The sequence below is a fragment of the Enterobacter sp. MGH 24 genome (assembly GCF_000493015.1).
Taxonomy (GTDB): Bacteria; Pseudomonadota; Gammaproteobacteria; order Enterobacterales; family Enterobacteriaceae; genus Enterobacter.
On the sequence record NZ_KI535657.1, the window covers coordinates 1,115,495 to 1,138,613 of the forward strand.

22 protein-coding genes are annotated in these 23,119 nt (G+C 56.3%); 12 read left to right on the plus strand and 10 right to left on the minus strand.

Annotation, left to right across the window (positions count from 1 at the left end):
- Position 1: 1 nt before the first annotated feature.
- Both arnB and L370_RS16450 read right to left on the minus strand, forming a co-directional pair.
- On the minus strand, positions 2-1,141 hold the full coding sequence (gene arnB / locus L370_RS16455) for a UDP-4-amino-4-deoxy-L-arabinose aminotransferase (protein ID WP_023333738.1): 1,140 nt from the start codon (positions 1,139-1,141) through the stop codon (positions 2-4).
- Positions 1,142-1,593: 452 nt separating this feature from the next.
- Positions 1,594-2,100: a phenolic acid decarboxylase gene (locus tag L370_RS16450; protein WP_023333739.1), complete on the minus strand. Its 507-nt coding sequence runs from the start codon at positions 2,098-2,100 to the stop codon at positions 1,594-1,596.
- Between the two features lie 99 nt (positions 2,101-2,199).
- On the opposite strand from L370_RS16450, the gene L370_RS16445 reads away from it, so the two are divergent.
- On the plus strand, positions 2,200-3,081 hold the full coding sequence (locus tag L370_RS16445) for a LysR family transcriptional regulator (RefSeq protein WP_023333740.1): 882 nt from the start codon (positions 2,200-2,202) through the stop codon (positions 3,079-3,081).
- A 32-nt stretch (positions 3,082-3,113) separates the two neighbouring features.
- Positions 3,114-3,908, plus strand: a complete 795-nt coding sequence (locus tag L370_RS16440; protein WP_023333741.1) for an SDR family NAD(P)-dependent oxidoreductase — start codon at positions 3,114-3,116, stop codon at positions 3,906-3,908.
- Between the two features lie 5 nt (positions 3,909-3,913).
- Here the strand turns inward: L370_RS16440 and L370_RS16435 are convergent, their stop codons facing one another.
- Positions 3,914-4,360, minus strand: a complete 447-nt coding sequence (locus L370_RS16435) for an NlpC/P60 family protein (protein WP_023333742.1) — start codon at positions 4,358-4,360, stop codon at positions 3,914-3,916.
- A 320-nt stretch (positions 4,361-4,680) separates the two neighbouring features.
- Here L370_RS16435 and L370_RS16430 point away from each other — a divergent pair, with 320 nt between their 5' ends.
- Positions 4,681-5,340, plus strand: coding sequence for an HAD family hydrolase (locus L370_RS16430; protein ID WP_023333743.1), 660 nt, complete (start codon positions 4,681-4,683; stop codon positions 5,338-5,340).
- Between the two features lie 84 nt (positions 5,341-5,424).
- Here the strand turns inward: L370_RS16430 and L370_RS16425 are convergent, their stop codons facing one another.
- Both L370_RS16425 and L370_RS16420 read right to left on the minus strand, forming a co-directional pair.
- The gene (locus L370_RS16425; protein WP_023333744.1) at positions 5,425-6,450 is read right to left on the minus strand and encodes a TerC/Alx family metal homeostasis membrane protein; all 1,026 of its coding nucleotides are present in this window, start codon (positions 6,448-6,450) and stop codon (positions 5,425-5,427) included.
- 164 nt (positions 6,451-6,614) lie between these two features.
- Positions 6,615-7,013, minus strand: coding sequence for a potassium channel family protein (locus L370_RS16420; protein WP_023309546.1), 399 nt, complete (start codon positions 7,011-7,013; stop codon positions 6,615-6,617).
- 318 nt (positions 7,014-7,331) lie between these two features.
- Here L370_RS16420 and L370_RS16415 point away from each other — a divergent pair, with 318 nt between their 5' ends.
- Positions 7,332-8,666: an MFS transporter gene (locus L370_RS16415; protein ID WP_023333745.1), complete on the plus strand. Its 1,335-nt coding sequence runs from the start codon at positions 7,332-7,334 to the stop codon at positions 8,664-8,666.
- A 37-nt stretch (positions 8,667-8,703) separates the two neighbouring features.
- Here L370_RS16415 and L370_RS16410 read toward each other — a convergent pair whose 3' ends face one another.
- Positions 8,704-9,441 carry an IclR family transcriptional regulator gene (locus tag L370_RS16410; protein ID WP_023333746.1) on the minus strand — a complete coding sequence of 246 codons (738 nt, stop codon included), beginning with the start codon at positions 9,439-9,441 and terminating at the stop codon, positions 8,704-8,706.
- Positions 9,442-9,610: 169 nt separating this feature from the next.
- Between L370_RS16410 and L370_RS16405 the strand changes: the two genes are divergently transcribed.
- Positions 9,611-10,303 carry an RraA family protein gene (locus L370_RS16405; RefSeq protein WP_023333747.1) on the plus strand — a complete coding sequence of 231 codons (693 nt, stop codon included), beginning with the start codon at positions 9,611-9,613 and terminating at the stop codon, positions 10,301-10,303.
- Complete coding sequence (locus tag L370_RS16400) at positions 10,303-11,241, plus strand: NAD(P)-dependent oxidoreductase (protein ID WP_023333748.1); 939 nt, start codon at positions 10,303-10,305, stop codon at positions 11,239-11,241. The genes L370_RS16405 and L370_RS16400 overlap by 1 nt, the downstream gene beginning before the upstream one ends.
- 32 nt (positions 11,242-11,273) lie before the next feature.
- Here L370_RS16400 and L370_RS16395 read toward each other — a convergent pair whose 3' ends face one another.
- Complete coding sequence (locus tag L370_RS16395; RefSeq protein WP_023333749.1) at positions 11,274-12,470, minus strand: BaiN/RdsA family NAD(P)/FAD-dependent oxidoreductase; 1,197 nt, start codon at positions 12,468-12,470, stop codon at positions 11,274-11,276.
- A 228-nt stretch (positions 12,471-12,698) separates the two neighbouring features.
- Here L370_RS16395 and pitA point away from each other — a divergent pair, with 228 nt between their 5' ends.
- Positions 12,699-14,198: an inorganic phosphate transporter PitA gene (pitA, locus tag L370_RS16390; protein ID WP_008503116.1), complete on the plus strand. Its 1,500-nt coding sequence runs from the start codon at positions 12,699-12,701 to the stop codon at positions 14,196-14,198.
- 185 nt (positions 14,199-14,383) lie between these two features.
- Positions 14,384-14,791: a hypothetical protein gene (locus L370_RS16385; RefSeq protein ID WP_023333750.1), complete on the plus strand. Its 408-nt coding sequence runs from the start codon at positions 14,384-14,386 to the stop codon at positions 14,789-14,791.
- A 43-nt stretch (positions 14,792-14,834) separates the two neighbouring features.
- On the opposite strand, the gene uspB is transcribed toward L370_RS16385, so the two are convergent.
- Positions 14,835-15,170, minus strand: coding sequence for a universal stress protein UspB (gene uspB, locus L370_RS16380; RefSeq protein ID WP_003861224.1), 336 nt, complete (start codon positions 15,168-15,170; stop codon positions 14,835-14,837).
- Positions 15,171-15,453: 283 nt separating this feature from the next.
- Here uspB and uspA point away from each other — a divergent pair, with 283 nt between their 5' ends.
- Entirely contained in the window at positions 15,454-15,891 is a 438-nt protein-coding gene (gene uspA, locus L370_RS16375; RefSeq protein ID WP_003861223.1) for a universal stress protein UspA, read from the plus strand.
- 96 nt (positions 15,892-15,987) lie between these two features.
- On the opposite strand, the gene rsmJ is transcribed toward uspA, so the two are convergent.
- The gene (gene rsmJ, locus L370_RS16370) at positions 15,988-16,740 is read right to left on the minus strand and encodes a 16S rRNA (guanine(1516)-N(2))-methyltransferase RsmJ (RefSeq protein ID WP_032666551.1); all 753 of its coding nucleotides are present in this window, start codon (positions 16,738-16,740) and stop codon (positions 15,988-15,990) included.
- A 7-nt stretch (positions 16,741-16,747) separates the two neighbouring features.
- Entirely contained in the window at positions 16,748-18,790 is a 2,043-nt protein-coding gene (gene prlC, locus L370_RS16365) for an oligopeptidase A (RefSeq protein ID WP_023333752.1), read from the minus strand.
- Positions 18,791-18,997: 207 nt separating this feature from the next.
- Between prlC and L370_RS16360 the strand changes: the two genes are divergently transcribed.
- The 3 genes from L370_RS16360 (at position 18,998) to L370_RS16350 (ending at position 23,096) form a co-directional block, all read left to right on the plus strand.
- Positions 18,998-19,840, plus strand: coding sequence for a 23S rRNA (adenine(2030)-N(6))-methyltransferase RlmJ (locus tag L370_RS16360; RefSeq protein WP_023333753.1), 843 nt, complete (start codon positions 18,998-19,000; stop codon positions 19,838-19,840).
- Between the two features lie 71 nt (positions 19,841-19,911).
- Positions 19,912-21,264 (plus strand): glutathione-disulfide reductase, encoded by a 1,353-nt coding sequence (gene gorA / locus L370_RS16355; protein WP_023333754.1) that lies wholly within the window; start codon positions 19,912-19,914, stop codon positions 21,262-21,264.
- A 182-nt stretch (positions 21,265-21,446) separates the two neighbouring features.
- Positions 21,447-23,096, plus strand: coding sequence for an alpha,alpha-trehalase (locus L370_RS16350; RefSeq protein WP_023333755.1), 1,650 nt, complete (start codon positions 21,447-21,449; stop codon positions 23,094-23,096).
- Positions 23,097-23,119 lie beyond the last annotated feature (23 nt).

Genomic DNA, 23,119 nt, shown 5'->3' on the forward strand with positions numbered 1-23,119 from the left:
ATCAATGTCCTGCAAGCTGATGGAGTGCGGTAATGACGCGGGTTGTGTCGTCATGAGTCATATCCGGGAAAAGAGGGAGGGAACAAATACGCGCGCTATTCCATTCAGAATTCGGGAGCGATACATCAGGAAAACGCTCGCGGTAGTATTTTTGGGTGTGCGCCGCGCGGAAGTGGAGGCCGGTACCGATGCCTTTCTCTTTCAGCGCCGCCATCAGGTTGTCGCGTGAGATCCCACAGCGCGCTTCATCAACGCGAATAATAAACAGGTGCCAGGCGTGCACGTGCGGCCATGACGGAATGGTGAGCGGCTGGAACGGCGTATCGGCAAGCTCCCGCAGGTAGCGTTCGGCGATGTCCTGGCGGCGTCTGTTGGCCTCTTTCAGCTTGCCTAACTGCACCAGCGCCAGCGCGGCGTTGATGTCTGCCAGGTTGTATTTATAGCCCGGCGCGATCACTTCCGCCTGCGGCGCACGACCGTGCGTCTGCCGGTCATAGGCATCCACGCCCAGGCCATGGAATTTCAGACTGCGGATCCGCTGTGCCAGCTGGGCATTATCCGTGACGACTAAGCCGCCTTCCGCGCAGGTCATATTTTTAATGGCGTGGAAGGAAAAAATCGCCGTCCCTTTCCAGCCCACATGACGGTTCTTGTAGTACGTTCCGGCGGCATGGGCCGCATCTTCAATCACCGGAATACCGTGACGTTCACCGATGGCATGGATAGCGTCGATTTCACACGGCGCGCCGGCATAATGAACGGGAATAATGGCTTTGGTACGCGGGGTAATGGCGGCTTCAACGGCTTCTGGCGTCACCATTAATGTATCTTTGTCCACATCGATCATGACCGGCGTGGCACCCAGCAACACGATCATATTCAGCGTGGATACCCAGGTCTGGGAAGGCGTAATGACTTCATCGCCCGGGCCAATATCCAGCGCCATCAGCGTGACGTGCATACCTGCGGTGGCTGAACAGACGGCAATCGCATGCTGATTCCCGGTAAGTTGACAGAATGCCTCTTCAAGTTCCTGATTCTTAGGCCCCGTGGTGATCCAGCCCGACATCAAAACGTCCTGAAGCGCCGCAATTTCCTCAGCGCCCATCGACGGTCGCGAAAAAGGCAGAAAATCACTCATTATTAATTTCCTTGCTGTATTAAAGGCGTCATCTTTTACTGCGCTGTCGTAATGGGCAGCTCAATGGGATCATGCAAGATGGTTATTAAATAAAGACCAAATAAAATTAAGTCGCGATACCAGTTATGTCAACAAACCATCAACTGAAGCAAAAGTAACGTCGTTTTCTTAGGAAAAAATTAAGACAGGCGAGAAGCAGAAGGGAAACAGTACATAGAAGAGAATAGAAAATTGTTTTACAACAGCAAGATAGCGATTCTAACTATTTTTTTTGTTTTTTGTGGATGGACTCACAGCGATTACTCTACTATTTCATTTCGTTTACATTAAAATTATAAGAAAAGTAAATGAATACTCAACCAAAATAAAAATCCCGGAGGTTTGGGCGGGAATTCCGTCATCCTCCGGGAACTTTCTATTAATATCAATTGTCGCGAATTCAACTGTCGCGCTTAGTTAAGATTAGCAGGAAAATCATTCGGTAATTCGCTGGCCGCGCAGGCGATAACGCTTTCATTATTTGCACCGCAGTCGCGTACAAAGGTGATTGTGGCAAATTCATCAATCACTTCCGTTGGATACGCCGGGCCCGCATCGCGATAGCTATTCATCAGTGGAATATGGTCGTTCTGGAAGCAGACGGTTTTTTCCGGGTTGTTCATGACCCAGCGTGGGAAGAAGATGGTGCCGTGGAACAGTTTGTCGCCCAGGTTCACGATCAGGCTGACGTCGGTACCGGTTGGTTCGGTCCAGGAAATTTTATAGATGCTTTCCCCTACCCGCACGATGTAAGCCTGCTGATCTTTCACCCAACGGTTGGCCACGAGACCGCTGTGAATACGGTAATCAAGCGTGGTCTCATTTTTTACATAAATCTCGTAGTTCCAGCCGTTATCGTAAGTATAAACAAGGTGTTTGCCAACGAAGCCGCTTAAGTCGTGTTTGTCGAAGGTGCTCATAAGATGTCTCCTTTGTTTTGATGAGACGATCGTACCCCTTCAAAAAATGAATGAATAACGCTATGTTTTAATCAAATTCATCCAAATTTTAGATAAATTATGCACAAGACGACGCTGGAACAATGGTCCTTACTGGCGAAGGTGGTTGAGGCGGGCAGCTTTGCCAAAGCCGCGGAAGAAACCCACCGCAGCCAGTCCTCGGTGAGCTATAACCTGTCGCTGCTGCAGGAGCGGCTCGGCGTGGCGCTGCTGGTCCCGGAGGGGCGACGGGCGGTGTTAACCCCGGCCGGCGAACTGCTTCTCAACCAGGTTAAACCGCTGCTGAAAGCGTTTTCGTACGTCGAGACGCGCGCAGCGACCCTTCGCAACGGGATGCGCACGCGGTTGGATCTGGTGGTGGACTCCATTTTCCCGCGCCGCCGCCTGTTCGCCATCCTGCGTCAGTTCCAGCAGCAGTATCCGCAGACCCAGGTCCGTCTCACCGAGGTGCTGGAAAATACCCGCGCCGACGCCATTAACGACGAAGCCGACGTGATGATCTTAACCCGCCGCCAGGACATTACCGGGCTCGGCGAATGGCTGATGAATATCGACTTTGTTGCCGTGGCCCATCACCAGCATCCCCTCTTTCACCTCGACGCGCCGCTCAATGATGAGATGCTGCGCCCGTGGCCGCTTATCCAGATTGCGGACAGCCAGCCCGCCGCGCGTGCTGCCGGCGAGTCGTGGACGTTTTCCACCATCGATGCCGCCATAGAGGCCGTCGTCTCTCAGGTCGGGTACGGCTGGCTGCCAGAGGAACGCATCCAGACCCAGCTGGATCAAGGCGTACTGAAACGCCTGCCGCTGAGCCACGGTGCGCGCAGGGCAACGCCGCTTCACCTGATCGTTAAGCGCTCCCTCGCCCCGCTTGATGAGCAGGTTGAGACGCTGCTGCGCCTTTTTAGCCAGGAGCCGTCATCCTCACCTGCTACGCTTTAAGGTCCGAACGTTAAAACGATAAGGAGCAGATGATGAAAATCGACTTTACGGGGAAAGTGGCGCTGGTGACCGCCTCAACCGGCGGGATCGGGTTCGCCATTGCCAGAGGTCTGGCAGAAAGCGGTGCCGAAGTGATCGTCAATGGCCGCAGCACGGAATCGGTGAATAAAGGCATTCAGCAGCTCCAGCAGGTGGTGCCGGGCGTGCAGGTGCGCGCCGCGATTGCCGATCTCAGCACGGCGGAAGGGGTCGAGTCGCTCCTGAAGGTGGCGAATAACGTCGATATCCTGGTCAACAACGCCGGGATCTACGGTCCACAGGATTTCTATGCCACCGACGATGAGACCTGGGAGCGTTACTGGCAGACCAACGTGATGTCCGGCGTGCGTCTGTCCCGCGCCCTGCTGCCGGGCATGGTGCAGAAAGGCTGGGGACGCGTGGTGTTTATCTCCTCCGAGTCGGCCTGCAATATCCCGGCGGATATGATCCACTACGGCGTGACCAAAACGGCGCAGCTCTCGCTGGCGCGCGGGCTGGCGAAGTTCGTGGCGGGGAGCGGCGTGACGGTCAACAGCATACTGCCGGGCCCGACGATGTCTGACGGTTTCGCCGAGATGATGAAAGATGAAATCGAAAAAACCGGCAAATCGCTGGAGCAGCTGGCGAAAGAGTTTGTGATGGCCAACCGCCCCAGCTCGGTTATTCAGCGCGCGGCCACGGTTGAAGAGGTGGCCAATATGGTGATTTATGTCTGTTCGCCACAGGCATCCGCCACTTCGGGTGCGGCATTGCGCGTCGACGGCGGCGTCGTGGATGACATCATCTGATGCTGTCAGGCCGCACTGCCTGCGATCCGACGGGCGGTAATGTAGTGCGCCTGCCAGTAATCATCCGTCAGGGTTGAGACCGTTACCCCCTGGCTGCTTGAGGCATGAATAAACTGGCTATTGCCAATATAAACGCCGACGTGCTTGCGGTTCGGGCCGGTCTGGAAGAAGACCAGATCGCCGGCTCTCAGGCGGTATTGCGCCACCTGAACGCCGCGATGGATCTGCTCGCGCGTCGTGCGCGGTAAATTAAGATGCGCCGCATCGCTGAACAGGTGCTGCATCAGCGCGGAGCAATCCACCCCGCGATGCGTGGTTCCGCCCCACTGGTACTGGGTGCCTTTCCATTTCTGGTATTGATCGAGAATACGCGAGCGCAGCGGGCCTGTTTCAGGATGCACCAGCGCAGATTTCGCCGGCGATACCGCCAGCTCACTGTTCATCGATAGCATCGACGCTGGGAGTTGAAAGCTGAACGCAGAAAACGAAGCAAAACTTAACGTGAGGATTGAAATAAACGATCTAAGAGTCATATCAATAAAGAAGTAGTGAGTGAGTTTTTCCTTACCTGTGGGGCCCAATGGTTCCCCGAAATATCTTGCGATGTGGCGATAATATAGACAGTTCGTTTTTTCACCAATCCTTATCGAGGCCAAAATTGGACTCACTTTGAGATCGCAAGATCGAGAAAAAAATGGTGGTGATATAAGGACTGTCCAGCTAAAGCAGGTAAACTGATCCGCAGAATGTGTATTTCAGCTAAGACGTATTTATGACCAATATGATTGCCGACGAGACGGTGGCAAAATCCAGCGTGCTCTCCGTCTTTGACTTTGATGGGACGTTAACGCACCACGACAGCTTTATTCCTTTCCTGCGTTTTGCCTTCGGTAAACGTTACTTCGCGGGCCGCCTGGTGCGTATGGCGCTGCCCACGCTCCACTGCGTGCGTCGCAAGCTGACGCGCGATGAGCTGAAGGAAGTGCTGATTAAAACGTTCCTGACGGGCGTGGATGAACACTGGCTGCGCCAGCAGGCGGAAGCCTTTTGCGAAAAATACTGGAACAAGCTGATGCGCCCCGAAGGGGTTCTGGCGGTGGCGGCGGAGGTGAATTCCGGTGCGGAAGTGACCATCTGTTCCGCGTCCCCGGCGCTGGTGCTCCAGCCGTGGGCTGACAAACTCGGCATTAAGCTGATTGGCACGCAGTTGGAAGTGAAAGACGGCAAGCTGACGGGGCGCATCACGGGCAATAACTGCCGCTGCGCCCAGAAGGTGGCAAGGCTGGAGAAAGTGTATGGCGATCTGAACGCCTACCACCTGCGCGCCTGGGGCGACACCCGCGGCGACCACGAGCTGCTGGCGGCCGCACAGGATCCGCACTGGCGGCACTTCCATCACCCGCGCAAGCGCCGGAATTCACCCATCAAGTAGCCTTTTTGCCGGGTGGCGGCTGCGCCTTACCCGGCCTACATTCGAACAGTAGGCCCGGTAAGCGAAGCGCCACCGGGCGATGCATCAGGCAGTACGTTTCCCCGGGAACATCACGCTCGCAATAATCCCCAGCGCCAGCACGCCTAATACCACAAACAGACTGGCGGTCGCGCCAATGCTGTAACCGTGGTGCCAGAAGTGGTCGGTGGCATTTAATCCCAGCTTGAACGCCACGAAGAACAGCAGCAGCACCACGGCTTTCTCGAGGTGCACCAGATACTGCTTCAGCGCTTCCAGCACGAAGTAGAGCGTACGCAGGCCGAGAATGGCGAACATCATGGCGCTGTAGATAATCAGCGGTTCGCGGCTCACGGCAATAATGGCCGGCACGGAGTCAAAAGCGAACATGACGTCAGAGAGCTCGACGACGGCTACGCAAAGCAGCAGCGGCGTCGCATAGCGCTTCGCCTTCTTCACGCGTCCAACCATCACGTCCTGGTTTTCCGGTTTTTCAAGCTCCGCATCCACCTCTTTCTGGGTCAGAATAAAGGCGTTGCTGCTGATTTTCGGCCAGACCGGATAGAAGCGCTTCACCAGGCGATAGGCGAGATGACCCGAGTAATCTTCCACTTCGTCGCTCTCTTCATTGCGCCTGAGCATCATCACCGCCGTCCAGCCGACGACCAGCGCGAAAATCACCTCAACGTACGGCCCCAGGCTTAACAGGCTGGTGCCGATAGCCACAAAGATGCCGCGGAAGACAATCGCTCCCAGCACGCCCCAGTAGAGCACGCGGTGACGGTACTTATCCGGCACGCCGAACCAGGCGAAGATCGCCATCATCACAAACAGGTTGTCGACGGAGAGCACCTCCTCCAGCGCATAGCCGGTGAGAAACAGGCTCGCCATCTCGGCGCCGTGGTGAACATACAGGAATCCGGCGAAGGCCATCGCCATCATGACCCAGAAAATGGACCACATCGCCGCGCTTTTCAGCGAGACGGGTTTATCGTGACGGTGCATAAAGAGGTCGATAAACATCGCCCCAACGGCCATCACCACAAAGACAACAACGGTTTCCGTCGGGAAACCGAGATGAGCAGCAGACATACAAAACCCTTTTGGCAGACAAAACACCATGCAAACTGGCGTAAACCAGGAACAGAAAAGGGCGGGCCGATAATCAGCCTCTTCGCCCTCAAAGCCGCAGCCCTGTCGGCTGCGTAAAGAGGGGTGTACTTTACCTTACCCGAAGGGGATCGTGCATCTGCCGTTTAGGCGCTCATGCCGCGCAAACGCTGCAGAACTGCCACCAGAACCGCCACAGACCAGCCCACCATCAACGCGCCCACCAGCCCTTCCACACCGCCGATAAGCCGCCAGTGCTGGGGTAATGTGACGTCGCCGTATCCCACCGTGGCGTAACTGACCAGTGAAAAATAGAAGCTGGTGTTCCAGTCATTAAACGCGTCGATGACGAAATAAAACGCAGCAAACAGTCCGGCTTCAAGAAGATGGGCGAAGATCATGGAGATCACGATGCCGACATTGCGTAAAACAATGCGTACCGCCGAATCGACTTCTAATTTGATGAATTTTAAAACGCCAAACATCCACAGCGAATGGATCACCACGGTGAGGGTAAGCAAAATAATAATACTGAGTAGCTGCATGACGCGTGCTCGACCAAAAAGGAATAAGGCCCCACGAACGCGGCGGGGCAACCGGTCGAAGCTTAGTTGAATCGGGAGGAAAAGTTGGTGCAATAATTGCGTTGCGTGATTATTTCCCTTTCAGCGTGCCCTCTTTGCGGCTGGTTCGACTGCTGTGATCGATAGATTTGAAGCGCACTATCTGTGAGTCACCTCTTATTTACATCATTTAAACCTTCCATTAACTGGATAAAAATAACGCGCCGTCGCTATAGTGGTTTTGTTTAATAAAACTGAGTTGTACCTAATAAAACAAAGAACAAACCCTGCGAGGACACAATGACAGAACATTTACGTAACGGCGCTACCGCCACCGAGGACATAGAAAGAGAGACGATGCGGAAGGTGATCTGGCGTATTCTCCCGTTTCTGATTGTCAGTTACCTGGTCTCCATTATCGATCGCGGGAATATCGGCATGGCTTCGCTGCAGATGAATGAGGACCTTGGCCTCAGCAAAGCGGCGTTTGGCTTCGCCAGCAGCCTTTATTTCGTGGCCTATTTTTTGTTTGAAGTACCCAGCAACCTGGCCATGCAGAAAGTCGGCGCCCGGCTGTGGATCCCGCGCATTATGATCAGCTGGGGCATCGTTTCCATGTGTATGTCCCTGGTGCAGAACACCACGTCGCTCTATATCGTCCGTTTTCTTCTCGGTGCCGCAGAGGCGGGCTTCTTCCCGGGCGTCGTGCTGTATCTGACCTGGTGGATCCCGTCCCGCTACCGCGCACGCATTATTGCGTCCTTTATGGTCGCTATCCCGCTCGCTAACTTCATCGGCTCCCCGCTTTCCGGGTTGATACTGTCACTGGATGGCTGGCTGGGTCTTCGCGGCTGGCATCTGCTGTTCATTATTGAAGGCTTGCCGGCGGTGCTGCTGGGTATTGCAGCCTGGTTTATTCTCCGGGATCGCCCGCATCAGGCGAGCTGGCTTAGCAGAGAACAGAAACAATGGCTGGAAACGACGCTTGAGACCGAGCGCAATCAGCAAAAGAATATCGGACACCAGACCACGTGGCAGCTGCTGAAGCATCGCCAGATCTGGCTGATGGCGCTGATTTACGCGGGCGCATCGTCCGCGGGCACCACCATCAGCGTCTGGTCTCCTCAACTGCTGAAATCCTTCCATCTCGATAACCTTGAGACAGGTCTGCTTAACGCCATTCCTTACGGTCTGGCATCTGTTCTCATGATCGTATGGGGACGGAATTCCGATCGTACCAACGAACGCCGCTGGCATACCGCACTCACGCTATTCATGATTGCCGCAGGCGTGTTTGCCGCCTTTGTGAGCGTCTCGCTGTCTGCCACGATCGTTATCCTCAGCATTATGCTGATAGGCGCTTATTCAATGAAAGGGCCTTTCTGGGCGCTGGCGTCCGGTTGGATGAGCAGTACCTCAGCGGCGGCAGGACTGGCCGCGATTGGCGCCATCGCAAACCTGATAGGCGGGGCGGTGATGGTAAACGCATACGGCATTATCAATGAGCGGACGGGAAGCTACACGCTGGCTATGCTTCCGCTGGCCGCGCTGTGCGTGGCCGGGGGTATCGCGGTGCTGATTATGGGGCGGCAGGCCCGCCGCGCTCAGCTACACGAAAAACAGGTTACGCATTAACGATGACAGAAGCGGGACATTTGTCCCGCTTCTGCGTTTATAGATTTTCTTCCGCCGTATCGCTCGCTTCACCAAAGAACTGCTGACAGAAGGGCTTGCTGGCGCCCATTTTCTGCGACAGACGGCTTGCAGCCGCCTTCATCAACTGTCCTATCTCCTTCTCACGACGATCTTCCGTCAGCCGTGAGATGGGGCCGGTCAGGGCTAACGCCGCAACCAGCTTGTCGTGAACGCCGAAGACAGGCATCGCAAACGCAGCGGTGTGGGGATCGCGTGCGCCTGACGTGTAGAAAGGGAGTTCAGCATCTTCCTCCGGCAGGCTCTCATTGAGCCCCCAATGACGTAATACCTTGCTGATGGCCGAATTATCGAGCGGGAACTGGCTGCCGGGAAGATTGCTGTGTCGCAGGCCGTGCGACGCTTCCGCGCGAAACAGGCAAAGGCGCTGCCCTCCCTCCAGCACATACCAGCTGGCACTCTCCTGAGACGCCAGGGAGAGGGCCTGAAGCTCTGGCTGAACAACCCGGGAAAGATGGAAAGATTGTTCATACAGCTTGCCGAGGTAAAGCAGACGTGGGCCAAGCGCATAATTGCCGTCTTCATGCCTGACGACGTAATTCATCCGTTCAAGAGAATTCATCAAGCGGTAAACCGTGGTTTTATGATAACCCGACAGCTGTGCCAGCTTGGTCAGCGTCAGGCTCTCATCTCCAGGACGGAAGCAATCCAGTAAAGCCAGCGCTTTTTCAACCGCTACAACGCCTTCATTCCCCATCATTATCTCCTTGTTAGCCCGGCAGTGAGTGTACCTCAAATTTTGTGAGTCACTTCGTGTTTACATCACAAACCCCCTCTCGGGTCTGGCTAAAAGGAAAGCAACACCGCTATAGTTGTTTCATATTGTACACCTGCATTGTACTCAGTAAAACAATATGGAGGCATTTATGTCCGTTAATGAAAAAAAACCGATTAATCGCCATTTCGAGCGCGTTTCTGCCGAGGACGTTCGTCGGGCTGCCGAGTATCAGGCAGCTATTCTGGCCGACGTGGCTGGCCGCCGCGGTACGCTTCATGGCCGCATCAAACCGCTGGCCCCACATATGTCCGTTGCGGGTCCGGCCATCACCGTTGAAGTCCGTCCGGGTGATAATCTGGCGATTCATGCCGCGATGGCGGTGGCGCAGCCCGGCGATGTCCTGATCGTCGATGGCAAAGGCGATCTGAGCTGCGCGCTGCTTGGGGAGATCATGGCCACTCAGGCTCAGGCGAGCGGCATTGCGGGCATTATTATTGACGGGGCTGTACGTGACGCCGAAACCCTGAGCAAAGGTCACTACCCCGTCTTTTCTGCCGGTCTGAACCCCTGCGGCCCGACAAAATTAATTTCTGGCCGGGTGAATCATCCTATTTCAGTCGCCGGGGCGACGGTTCAGGCTGGGGATCTGGTTGTCGCGGATATCGACGGCGTGGTCGTTATTCCGCGCGATGAGGTTCAGGAGGTTATCGCTCTGGCAAAAGAAAAGCTGGAGATGGAGACCCGGCGTCTTGCTGCCATCCGTGAAGGCGATTTACGTCCACACTGGCTTGATGACGCGCTTCGTAAGGCAGGTATGTTGAGCAACGGGGAGACGCTGTGATGAGGGGCAAAGACGTCGTTCTGGTTACCGGAAGCGACCTGGCGGAGCAGGCCATGGTGATGTTGCAGGGCTTTGAGGTGGTGTTTGCGGGCCGCCAGCCCACAGAAGATGACCTGATCGCGCTGTGTAAACGACACAATCCTGTGGCGATCCTGGTACGTTACGGCAGGATCACCGCGAAAGTCATGGATGCCGCCCCGGCTTTGCAGGTTATTTCCAAGCACGGAAGCGGGATCGATGTGATAGACCAGACGGCAGCGGCCGAGCGCAACATCGCCGTCCGCGCTGCCCCGGGCGCAAACGCGGCGGCAGTGGCTGAACATACCTGGGCGCTGATCCTCGCCTGCGCAAAGTCAGTGGTGCCTCTGGACAAGCGGCTGCGAGACGGGCACTGGGATAAGGCGACGCATAAATCCATTGAACTGGAGGGCTTAACGCTAGGGTTAATTGGGCTGGGTGCTATCGGCTCGCGCGTGGCGACTATTGGGCACGCTTTCGGCATGAAGGTGCTGGCTTACGATCCCTATGCGAAGTCCATGCCTGCCCTGTGCGAACGCGCAGAGACGATCACCGGACTTCTTTCCCGTTCCGATGTCATCTCTTTGCACTGTCCGCTGACCGATGAGAATCGGGGGATGATCAATAGCGAGACGCTCGCACACTGCAAGCGGAACGCCATTCTGGTCAATACGGCACGCGGTGGGCTGATCCACAGTGAGTCGTTACTGGCGGCGCTTCGAGATGGCACGCTGCACAGCGCAGCGCTGGACAGCTTTACCCACGAGCCGCTGACCGCGCCGCATCTCTGGCAGTCCGTAGAAAACGTGGTCATTTCACCCCATATTGGCGGCGTTACCGCAGCGTCATATATCAAGATGGGAACCGTGGCCGCAAGCAATATTCTGGCCGTGACGGACATCACCACCGTCGGTCCGTAAAGCCAGCCGCGACGAGTGGCAGCGATCTTATGTCACTTGTCTTCTGCCAGCGCCTGAGCACACGCCCAGGCACTTGCCCATGCCCACTGGAAGTTGTATCCGCCGAGCCAGCCGGTCACATCCATCACTTCGCCAATAAAATAAAGCCCCGGCACGTTGCGTGCTTCCATGGTGCGGGACGAGAGCTCATTCGTATCGACCCCGCCCAGCGTGACCTCTGCCGTACGGTAGCCTTCGGTGCCGTTTGGCTGCACGCGCCAGTTTGTTAGCGTCTCGACCAGCGTTTCCTGCTCGCGGCTGTTAAGCTGCTTGAGCGACACGTCCGGGATCTGCCCCAGCACCTGCAGGCACTCCACCAGACGCTTCGGCAGCTGCATCGCCAGGGTATTTTTGAGGCTCTGATTCGGGTGAGCGGTACGCTGCTCGTTGAGGAACGCGTCCAGATCGCAGTCCGGTACCAGGTTTACCGTCACAAATTCCCCCGGCTGCCAGTAGCTGGAGATTTGCAGCACCGCCGGGCCGGAGAGGCCGCGATGGGTAAAGAGCAGATTTTCGCGGAACACCGTCCCGTCTTCGGCGGTAATAACGGAGGGAACAGACACGCCAGACAGCGTTTGAAGCTGTACAAGAAGCGGTTTATGCAGCGTAAACGGCACCAGCCCGGCGCGCGTGGGCAAGACTTTCAGGCCAAACTGTTCGGCAATCTTATAGCCGAACGGGGAAGCGCCCAGCCCCGGCATGGACAGGCCGCCGCTGGCGATCACCAGGCGGTCCGCGCTGGCGGTTTCACCGTTCAGCAGCAGCGTGTAGCCCTGCTCGTCGCGCGTGACGTCCAGCACCTCCGTGCGCAGGCGCATAACGACGCCGCCCTTCTCGCACTCGGCCACCAGCATATCGACAATTTGCTGCGCGGAGTCGTCGCAGAACAGCTGTCCCAGCGTCTTTTCATGCCACGCGATGCCGTGCTTACCCACCAGGTCGATAAAATCCCATTGGGTGTAGCGCGCCAGCGCAGATTTACAAAAATGACGGTTTTGGCTCAAATAGGCCGCGGGTTCAACATACAGATTAGTGAAGTTACAGCGCCCGCCGCCGGACATCAGGATCTTACGGCCTGGCTTTTTACCGTTATCCAGCAGCAGCACGCGACGACCCGCCTGTCCGGCCATGGCCGCACAAAACATACCCGCCGCACCGGCGCCAATTACCACGGCATCAAACCTTTCCACGTCAAAACCCTCTTTGTTAACTGCCGCGGATTGTAAAGTTTCCTCTGTGGTCACACCAGCGTAAAAAGATATTACAAAGCCATTTCATTGAAATTTAAAGAATATCCTTTCAGGCACTTTTCTCAAATCAGATGGTATGTCAAAAAAAGTCTATATTTCACTTTGCCCGCCGTGCATTTGTCCTGGATAATGCGCCGCGTTCATGTCCTCAAAATGGCGTAACGTCCTATGCTACATTTGTTTGCCGGCCTGGATTTACATACCGGGCTTTTATTATTGCTTGCTCTGGTTTTTGTACTGTTTTACGAAGCGATCAACGGCTTCCACGACACTGCAAACGCAGTAGCGACGGTTATTTACACTCGCGCAATGCGATCGCAGCTTGCGGTTGTTATGGCGGCGGTATTTAACTTTTTTGGTGTCCTCCTGGGCGGACTGAGCGTTGCGTATGCCATTGTGCATATGCTGCCAACGGATCTGCTGCTTAACGTTAGTTCTGGCCATGGCCTCGCTATGGTGTTCTCAATGCTGCTTGCTGCAATTATCTGGAACCTCGGTACCTGGTATTTCGGCCTGCCTGCATCCAGTTCTCACACACTCATCGGCGCGATTATCGGTATCGGGTTAACGAACGCCCTCATGACCGGTACATCGGTTGTTGATGCGTTAAATATCCCGAAAGTACTGGGGATCTTCGCCTCACTCATCGTCTCCCCTATCGTGGGTCTGGTGGTGGCTGGCGGGCTGATCTTCATCCTGCGTCGTTACTGGAGCAATACTAAAAAGCGCTCCCGTATTCACCTGACGCCGGCAGAGCGTGAAAAGAAAGACGGCAAGAAAAAGCCGCCATTCTGGACGCGGATTGCCCTGATCATTTCCGCTATCGGCGTGGCTTTCTCACACGGCGCGAACGATGGTCAGAAAGGCATTGGTCTGGTGATGCTGGTACTGATTGGCGTCGCACCGGCAGGATTCGTGGTCAACATGAACGCCTCTGGCTACGAAATCACCCGTACCCGCGATGCGGTGAACAACGTCGAAACCTATTTCCAGCAGCACCCTGAGCTGCTGAAAAAAGCGACCGGCGTTGACCAGTTAATCCCTTCTCCGGAAGCCGGTGCCACAACTGCACCAGGTGAGTTCCACTGCCATCCGGCAAACGCGATTAACGCGCTGGAACGTGCGAAAGGCATGCTGGGCAATATCGAAAGCTATGACAAACTGACCGTAGAGCAGCGTGGTCAGCTGCGTCGCATTATGCTGTGCATCTCTGATGTGACGGATAAAGTGGCGAAGCTGCCTGACGTGAATGCTGACGACCAGCGTCTCCTGAAGAAACTGAAAGGCGATATGCTCAACACCATCGAGTACGCGCCAATCTGGATCATCATGGCCGTCGCGCTGGCGCTCGGTATCGGTACGATGATTGGCTGGCGTCGTGTGGCGACCACCATCGGTGAGAAGATCGGTAAGAAAGGCATGACCTATGCGCAGGGTATGTCCGCGCAGATGACGGCAGCAGTGTCTATCGGTCTGGCGAGCTACACCGGTATGCCGGTATCCACCACCCACGTACTCTCTTCGTCCGTGGCAGGTACCATGATTGTTGACGGTGGCGGCCTGCAGCGCAAAACCGTGACCAACATTCTGATGGCCTGGGTGTTCACCCTTCCGGCCTCAATCCTGCTGTCTGGCGGTTTGTACTGGATTTCGCTGAAGCTGATTTAATCGGTTGAAGGCGACAAAAAGCGGGTCAGGAAACTGACCCGCTTTTTTTATGGCTGTTTTTTTTACTCAACCCAGTGCTGTAATCAGGGCAATCTGAACACTATCTGTTCAGATTTTTAGTTCACAAATAACTATTATCCTCGCGAATGTTCTCAATCCAAACAACACCCATGACGGAATAGACTATGCCATTCAAAACGGCTACTAAATGGATTCATCGCCTTGTTACCGTTTCGCTTCTGGTTCTGATCATTGGATTTGTATGGCTAAACCACCAGCCTAATCAGCGAAATCACGATGAACTTCAGCGCGTTTATAAATTATCCGATAGCGTCTGGCTCTATATGACCGTGAACAATCAGGGTGGCACAACCGTACCACCAATTTACCGATACTATCTCTCTGGGGCGCTCGCAGGGAAAGACACTGACATTATCCATCAGCTTGCTATGAAGTATCCTGTCATCGAAGGTACAGGCACGATAACCTCAGCCAGTATTGATACAAGCGGGGAAGTGAAAATTGCCTATAGCGGGAAGGTTATTTCGATTGAGAGCGATATCTCCGATCTCCGGTTCTCAGTTAAGCCCTGAGCCAGAGGAAAGAAGGCGGGGCTGACCCCGCCTGCTGTGGTGCTCAGTGCCAAATCATCAATGCAATCATACTGACCACGACCAGCCCGCACAGGGCGCTGGTCAAAATGAACTGACGACGCAGGCGCTCGCAGCGACGAATAAACTCTTCATCGTGATGATCGCGGTAGCGCTGGTAGTAGATGTATCCCACCAGACGCATCTGCTTGCTGGGCTGTCCATGCGAGGTGAAGAAACCTCCACCGTCCACATACTGATAAAGCAACGGATCGCAACCACGAAGTACCACTAACAGCGCACGTAACGATGAGAAGTAGCGCGCCATATTCACTATGCAAACCACGCATAACGCCCAAAACAATGCGACGGTGCTAATCATACATCCTCCCCGGCGTCCGCCCACGAAGCAAGGCTCCTGAGCTACCGCACCCCAATGCCCTGACAGACAGTTCAGTGAAAGAATGACCAAAAGTCGATCCGGTTCGCGTTTTAATATCCGAACGGCTCATTTAATAGTGTAGGAGATCCGTTAATTTTTTTGCCACAAGGTTAATCGTTATCAACACCAAAGCTTGAAAAATATGTTTAACTGGGCCGTAATGAAAGCATCAGACGACGGCTTTCCCATTTAGTCATCGATAACTTAAGGAAGGAGTAACACTATGGCTTACAAACACATTCTCATCGCGGTTGACCTCTCCCCGGAGAGCAAAGTGCTGGTTGATAAAGCGGTATCCATGGCACGTCCTTACAACGCGAAAGTTTCGCTGATTCACGTTGACGTGAATTACTCCGACCTCTACACCGGTCTGATCGACGTGAATCTTGGCGATATGCAGAAACGCATCTCCGAAGAGACTCACCACGCCCTGAGCGAACTGTCCACCAACGCGGGCTACCCGATTACCGAAACCCTGAGCGGCAGCGGCGACCTGGGTCAGGTACTGGTTGATGCGATCAAGAAATACGACATGGACCTGGTGGTGTGCGGTCACCATCAGGACTTCTGGAGCAAGCTGATGTCTTCAGCGCGCCAGCTGATTAACACCGTTCACGTGGATATGCTGATTGTTCCGCTGCGTGACGAAGAAGACGAGTAAGTGCGTTAAATTCCCCTCACCCTAACCCTCTCCCACAGGGAGAGGGGATAGATCGAGGACGTAGGCTGGGTAAGGCGAAGCCGCCACCCGGCTTTTTTATTCTGGCGTTCCCAAATAAATATCAAACCGGTGCCCTTTGGTGGTCACCGCGTTAGTTGTGGCAACGTCCGCCAGCGGCGGCGCATAGTCCGGGCGCTTTACCACCACCCGCTTCGTTGCAAGCTGACGAGCTGGCTCCAGAAGGCCATCTGCATCCAAATCCGGCCCCACCAGCGACTGAAACACCCGCATCTCTTTCTTCACCAGCGCGCTTTTCTGCTTATGCGGGAACATAGGGTCGAGATAGACCACCTGCGGGCGCGGGGTGATATCCGTCAGCGCCGTCAGGCTGGACGCGTGGATCAGCTGTAGTCGTTCCTGCAGCCAAGGGCCGATTTCCGGATCCGCATAGCCCCGCGCTAGCCCATCGTCGAGCAGCGCAGCGACCACCGGATTACGCTCCAGCATCCGCACGTGACAGCCAACAGACGCCAGCACAAATGCATCGCGACCCAGCCCCGCCGTGGCATCAACCACGTCCGGCAGATAGCTTCCTTTAATCCCAACCGCTTTAGCCACCGCTTCGCCGCGACCGCCGCCGAACTTGCGCCGGTGCGCCATCGCGCCGCCGACAAAGTCGACAAAAATCCCGCCGAGCTTCGGTTCGTCGCGCTTGCGTAATTCAAGATGCGCTGTCGTCATCACCAGCGCCATCAGGTTTTCTTCTTCGTGCTCCAGCCCCCAGCGGGCGGCCAGAACAGATAAGGCGCCGTCTCCGGCGCCCGTTTCATCCACTAAGCAGATCTTCACGTAACAATCAGCCTTTGATCCCGTAATGCTCAAGCATCGCATCCAGCTGCGGCTCGCGGCCGCGGAAGCGTTTGAACAGCACCATCGGCTCTTCAGACCCGCCACGGGTCAGGATGTTATCGAGGAACGACTGGCCGGTTTCGCGGTTGAAGATCCCCTCTTCTTCGAAGCGAGAGAAGGCATCTGCCGCCAGTACGTCGGCCCACAGGTAGCTGTAGTAACCCGCCGCGTAGCCGCCAGCGAAGATGTGGCTGAAGGCATGCGGGAAGCGGCCCCAGGTTGGTCCAGGAATAACGGCAACCTGCTTTTTAATCTCGGCCAGGGTTTCAAGGATTTTCGCGCCCTGCTCCGGGCTGAACTCCGCGTGCAGGCGGAAGTCGAACAGGCCGAACTCCAGCTGACGCAGGATGAACATCGCCGCCTGGTAGTTTTTCGCCGCCAGCATTTTATCCAGCAGTTCCTTCGGCAGCGGTTCGCCGGTTTCATAGTGACCGGAGATAAACGCCAGCGCGTCCGGCTCCCAGCACCAGTTTTCCATAAACTGGCTTGGCAGCTCGACCGCATCCCACGGCACCCCGCTGATGCCCGCCACGCCTGCGGTTTCGATGCGGGTCAGCATGTGGTGCAGACCGTGACCGAACTCGTGGAACAAGGTGATCACTTCATCATGGGTGAACAGCGCCGGTTTGCCGTTCACCGGACGGTTAAAGTTACAGGTCAGGTAGGCGACCGGCTTTTGCAAAGAGCCGTCGGCTTTACGCATCTGGCCCACGCAGTCGTCCATCCACGCCCCGCCGCGCTTGTTCTCACGCGCGTAGAGATCGAGGTAGAAGCTGCCGCGCAGCTCGTTTTTCTCGTCATAAAGCTCGAAGAAGCGCACGTCCGGGTGCCAGACGTCGATATCGGTACGCTCTTTGGCGGTGATGCCATAGATGCGTTTTACCACCTCGAACAGGCCGTTGACGGCTTTGTTTTCCGGGAAGTACGGGCGCAGCTGCTCGTCGCTGATGCTGTAGAGGTGCTGTTTCTGTTTTTCGCTGTACCAGGCGATGTCCCACGGCTGCAGCTCGTCCACGCCGAACTCCGCTTTCGCGAAGGCGCGCAGCTGGGCCAGCTCTTTCTCACCCTGAGGACGGGCGCGTTTCGCCAGATCGGTCAGGAAGTCGAGCACCTGCTGCGGGTTCTCCGCCATTTTGGTGGCGAGGGATTTATCGGCGTAGTTTTCAAAGCCCAGCAGCTGTGCCAGCTCGTGACGCAGGGCAAGGATTTCCGCCATTACCGGGCTGTTGTCCCACTTACCGGCATTCGGCCCCTGATCGGAGGCGCGGGTGCTGTAGGCGCGGTACATCTCTTCGCGCAGGGCCTGGTTGTCGCAGTAGGTCATCACCGGCAGATAGCTCGGGATATCCAGCGTTAACAGGAAACCGTCCTGCTCTTTCGCTTCGGCCTGGGCTTTCGCCGCCGCCAGCGCGCTTTCCGGCATGCCTGCCAGCTCGGCTTCGTCGGTAATCAGCTTCGTCCAGCCCATGGTGGCGTCGAGGACGTTGTTGCTGTACTGGTTGCCCAGCTCGGACAGACGCGCGGCAATTTCACCGTAGCGGGTCTGCTTCTCTTTTGGCAGGCCTATCCCGGACAGCTCAAAATCACGCAGCGCGTTATCGACCGATTTCTTCTGCGCCGTGTTCAGTTCGGCATAATGATCGCCGTCGCGCAGGTCGCGGTAGGCTTTGTAGAGCCCTTCGTGCTGGCCGACCCAGGTGCTGTACTCAGAGAGCAGCGGCAGGGTCTGTTCGTAGGCTTCGCGCAGTTCCGGGCTGTTTTTTACCGAGTTCAGGTGGCTCACCGGGGAGAAGATACGCCCCAGCACGTCGTCCACTTCGGCCAGCGGCTGACACAGATTTTCCCAGGTGTACGGCGCGCCCTGCGCTACCACGCTTTCTACCGCCGCGCGGCAGTTGTCCAGCGATTGCGTAACGGCTGGAACCACATGCTCAGGGAGGATTTTAGAAAACGGCGGCAACGAAAAAGGCGTCAGTAATGGATTGGTCATAAACGCTGTCCTGTTGAAATAGGTGAATGAAGCGCGCATCCGGCGCTGTGCATATGGGATCTAGAATGGGGTTAAGTGTAGAGGATTTCAATGCCGAAGGTTGTCGAAAAACGCCCGGTGACACTGCGCTTGCCGGGCCTACGGGTAATCTGCGCCGTTCTGCTGTAAACTGTGGCAAATCGTCAATTCAGCGGAATATCATTACCCATGCTCAGTTATCGCCACAGCTTCCACGCAGGCAACCACGCCGACGTCCTTAAACACACCGTTCAGAGCCTGATCATCGAATCGCTCAAAGAGAAAGAGAAGCCGTTTCTCTATCTGGACACGCACGCGGGCGCGGGCCGTTATCAGCTGAGCGGCGAGCATGCCGAGCGTACCGGTGAATATCTGGAAGGGATTGCCCGCATCTGGCAGCAGGACGACCTGCCTGCCGAGCTGGAGCCGTACATCGGCGTGGTGAATCACTTCAACCGCAACGGCCAGCTGCGTTATTACCCGGGCTCGCCGCTGATTGCACGCCAGCTGCTGCGCGAGCAGGACAGCCTCCAGCTGACCGAGCTGCACCCGAGCGATTTCCCGCTGCTGCGTTCTGAATTCCAGAAAGACAGCCGCGCCCGCGTGGAAAAATCCGACGGCTACCAGCAGCTGAAAGCCAAGCTGCCGCCGGTTTCCCGTCGCGGCCTGGTGCTGATCGACCCGCCGTACGAAATCAAAACCGACTATCAGGCGGTGGTGACCGGTATCCACGAAGGCTACAAACGCTTCGCCACCGGGACATACGCCCTGTGGTACCCGGTAGTTCTGCGCGCGCAAATCAAACGCATGATCAAAGACCTGGAAGCGACCGGTATCCGCAAAATCCTGCAGATTGAGCTGGCGGTACGCCCGGACAGCGATCAGCGCGGCATGACCGCCTCCGGGATGATTGTGATCAACCCGCCGTGGAAGCTCGAAGCGCAGATGAACAACGTGCTGCCGTGGCTGCATAAAACGCTGGTGCCAGCGGGTACAGGCCACGCCACCGTCAGTTGGATCGTGCCGGAGTAATCGCAGCCATCGGTGGAAACTATTGATTTCAGGTATACAATCGCGGCAATTCACGATTAAGGACAAAAGCTATGACTAAGCATTATGACTACATCGCAATCGGCGGCGGCAGCGGCGGCATCGCCTCCATCAACCGTGCGGCCATGTACGGCCAGAAGTGCGCGCTGATTGAAGCCAAAGCGCTGGGCGGCACCTGTGTGAACGTGGGTTGTGTACCGAAAAAAGTGATGTGGCATGCGGCGCAAATCCGTGAAGCTATCCATATGTACGGTCCGGATTATGGCTTTGACACTACCATCAATAACTTCGACTGGGACAAACTGATCGCCAGCCGTACCGCCTACATCGACCGTATTCACACCTCGTACGACAACGTGCTGGGCAAAAATAACGTCGACGTGATCCGCGGCTTCGCCCGCTTTGTGGACGCGAAAACGATCGAAGTGAACGGCGAGACGATCACCGCCGATCACATCCTGATCGCCACCGGCGGTCGTCCGAGCCACCCGAATATTCCGGGCGTGGAATACGGCATCGACTCCGACGGTTTCTTCGAGCTGCCTGCCCTGCCTAAGCGCGTTGCCGTTGTTGGCGCGGGTTACATCGCGGTAGAGCTGGCCGGCGTGATTAACGGCCTGGGCGCAGAAGCGCACCTGTTCGTGCGTAAACACGCGCCGCTGCGCAGCTTTGACCCGCTGATTGTCGACACGCTGGTTGAAGTGATGAACGCCGAAGGCCCAACCCTGCACACCAACGCCGTGCCAAAAGCGGTGGTGAAAAATGCGGACGGCAGCCTGACCCTGGAGCTGGAAGATGGCCGCAGCCAGACCGTCGATTGCCTGATCTGGGCGATTGGCCGTGAACCGGCGAACGATAACTTCAACCTGGGCGTGACCGGCGTGAAAACCGACGAAAAAGGCTATATCGTCGTCGATAAATTCCAGAATACCAGCGTACCGGGCATTTATGCAGTCGGTGACAACACCGGCGCGGTTGAGCTGACGCCAGTGGCCGTTGCGGCGGGTCGTCGTCTCTCCGAGCGCCTGTTCAACAACAAGCCGGACGAGCATCTGGATTACAACCTTATCCCAACCGTAGTCTTTAGCCACCCGCCAATCGGCACCGTCGGCTTAACCGAGCCGCAGGCGCGCGAGCAGTACGGCGACGATCAGGTGAAAGTGTATAAATCAGCGTTCACCGCGATGTATACCGCCGTTACCTCGCACCGTCAGCCGTGCCGCATGAAGCTGGTCTGCGCCGGTCCGGACGAGAAGATTGTCGGTATCCACGGCATCGGCTTCGGCATGGATGAAATCCTGCAGGGCTTCGCCGTGGCGCTGAAGATGGGCGCAACCAAGAAAGACTTCGACAACACGGTGGCAATCCACCCGACGGCCGCGGAAGAGTTTGTGACCATGCGTTAATCCTGATGCCCCTCCCCGGAGGGGCATTTTTTTTAACATTCATAAATCGTTGCAAAACGAATGCTCCGAAAATAGTGATCTACCGCACATATCCCTCCCCAACTACCGAAGCGAATGTCTACGCTTATAAGACGCCCGGATAAACCTGTCTTTTGAACACACAACCGGAGGTCCCTATCACCATGTTCAACCAGAAACTACAGGCTACCGAGAACATCGAATTCGAGATTGCAGAAGAGCTGCGCTACGAGACCGATCCCTGCGAGTTGAAACTGGATGAAATGATTGAGGCGGAGCCGGAACCCGAAATGATCGAGGGGCTACCCGCCTCCGATGCGTTGACGCCCGCAGACCGCTACCTTGAACTGTTCGAGCACGTGCAGTCGTCGCGGCTGTTTGCGGACAGTAAAACCTTCCCCGACTGTGCGCCGAAGATGGATCCGCTGGATATCCTGATCCGCTACCGCAAGGTCAGACGCCACCGGGATTTCGACCTGCGCCAGTTTGTGGAGAACCACTTCTGGATGCCTGAAACCTACGGCACAGAATATGTCTCCGACCCGGGACTCTCCCTGAAAGAGCACATCGATAACCTGTGGCCGGTGCTGACGCGCGAGCCGCAGGATCATATTCCCTGGTCTTCCCTGCTGGCGCTGCCGCAGGCCTATATCGTCCCCGGCGGGCGCTTCAGCGAGACCTACTACTGGGATTCCTATTTCTCCATGCTGGGGCTGGCGGAGAGCGGCCGTAACGATCTGCTGAAATGTATGGCGGACAACTTCGCCTGGCTGATTGAACGCTACGGCCATATCCCCAACGGCAACCGCACCTATTATCTCAGCCGTTCGCAGCCGCCGGTCTTTGCCCTGATGGTGGAGCTGTTCGAGGAGGACGGCGTGCGCGGTGCGAAACGCTATCTGGATCACCTTAAAATGGAGTACGCCTTCTGGATGGACGGCGCGGAGTCGCTGCTGCTTAACCAGGCTTACCGAAGCGCCGTGCGCATGCCGGACGGTTCATTGCTCAACCGCTACTGGGACGACCGTGATACCCCACGCGACGAATCGTGGATTGAGGACGTGGAAACGGCCCGCCACTCGGGTCGTCCGCCCAATGAGGTGTATCGCGATCTACGCGCGGGTGCGGCATCCGGCTGGGATTATTCGTCCCGCTGGCTGCGCGATCCGTCGCGGCTCGCCAGCATCCGCACGACGCAGTTTATTCCTATCGATCTGAACGCCTTCCTGTTCAAGCTGGAAAGCGCTATCGCCAACATTTCGGCGTCGAAAGGGGATAAAGAGACGGCAGAGGAATTCCGCCAGAAAGCCAACGATCGCCGCGCGGCGGTGAACCGCTATCTGTGGGATGAGGAGAGCGGCTGTTACCGCGATTACGACTGGCGGCGAGAAGAGCTGGCGCTGTTTTCTGCCGCCAGCATTGTGCCGCTGTACGTTGGCATGGCGACGCACGAGCAGGCCGAGCGCCTGTCTGACGCGGTCAAAGCGCGGCTGCTGACCCCGGGCGGAATTCTGGCAACCGAGTACGAAACCGGCGAGCAGTGGGATAAACCCAACGGCTGGGCGCCGCTGCAGTGGATGGCGATTCAGGGGTTCAAGCAGTACGGCAACGATTCGCTGGGCGATGAGATCGCGTGGAGCTGGCTGCATACGGTGAACCATTTTTATCAGACGCATCATAAGCTGATTGAGAAGTACCACATCGCCAGCAGTACGCCGCGAGAAGGTGGCGGGGGTGAGTATCCGCTGCAGGATGGTTTCGGCTGGACGAACGGCGTGGTGCGGCGGCTGATTGGGTTGTATGGGGAGCCTTGAGTGGGGTGCGGTCTGGTGCCCTC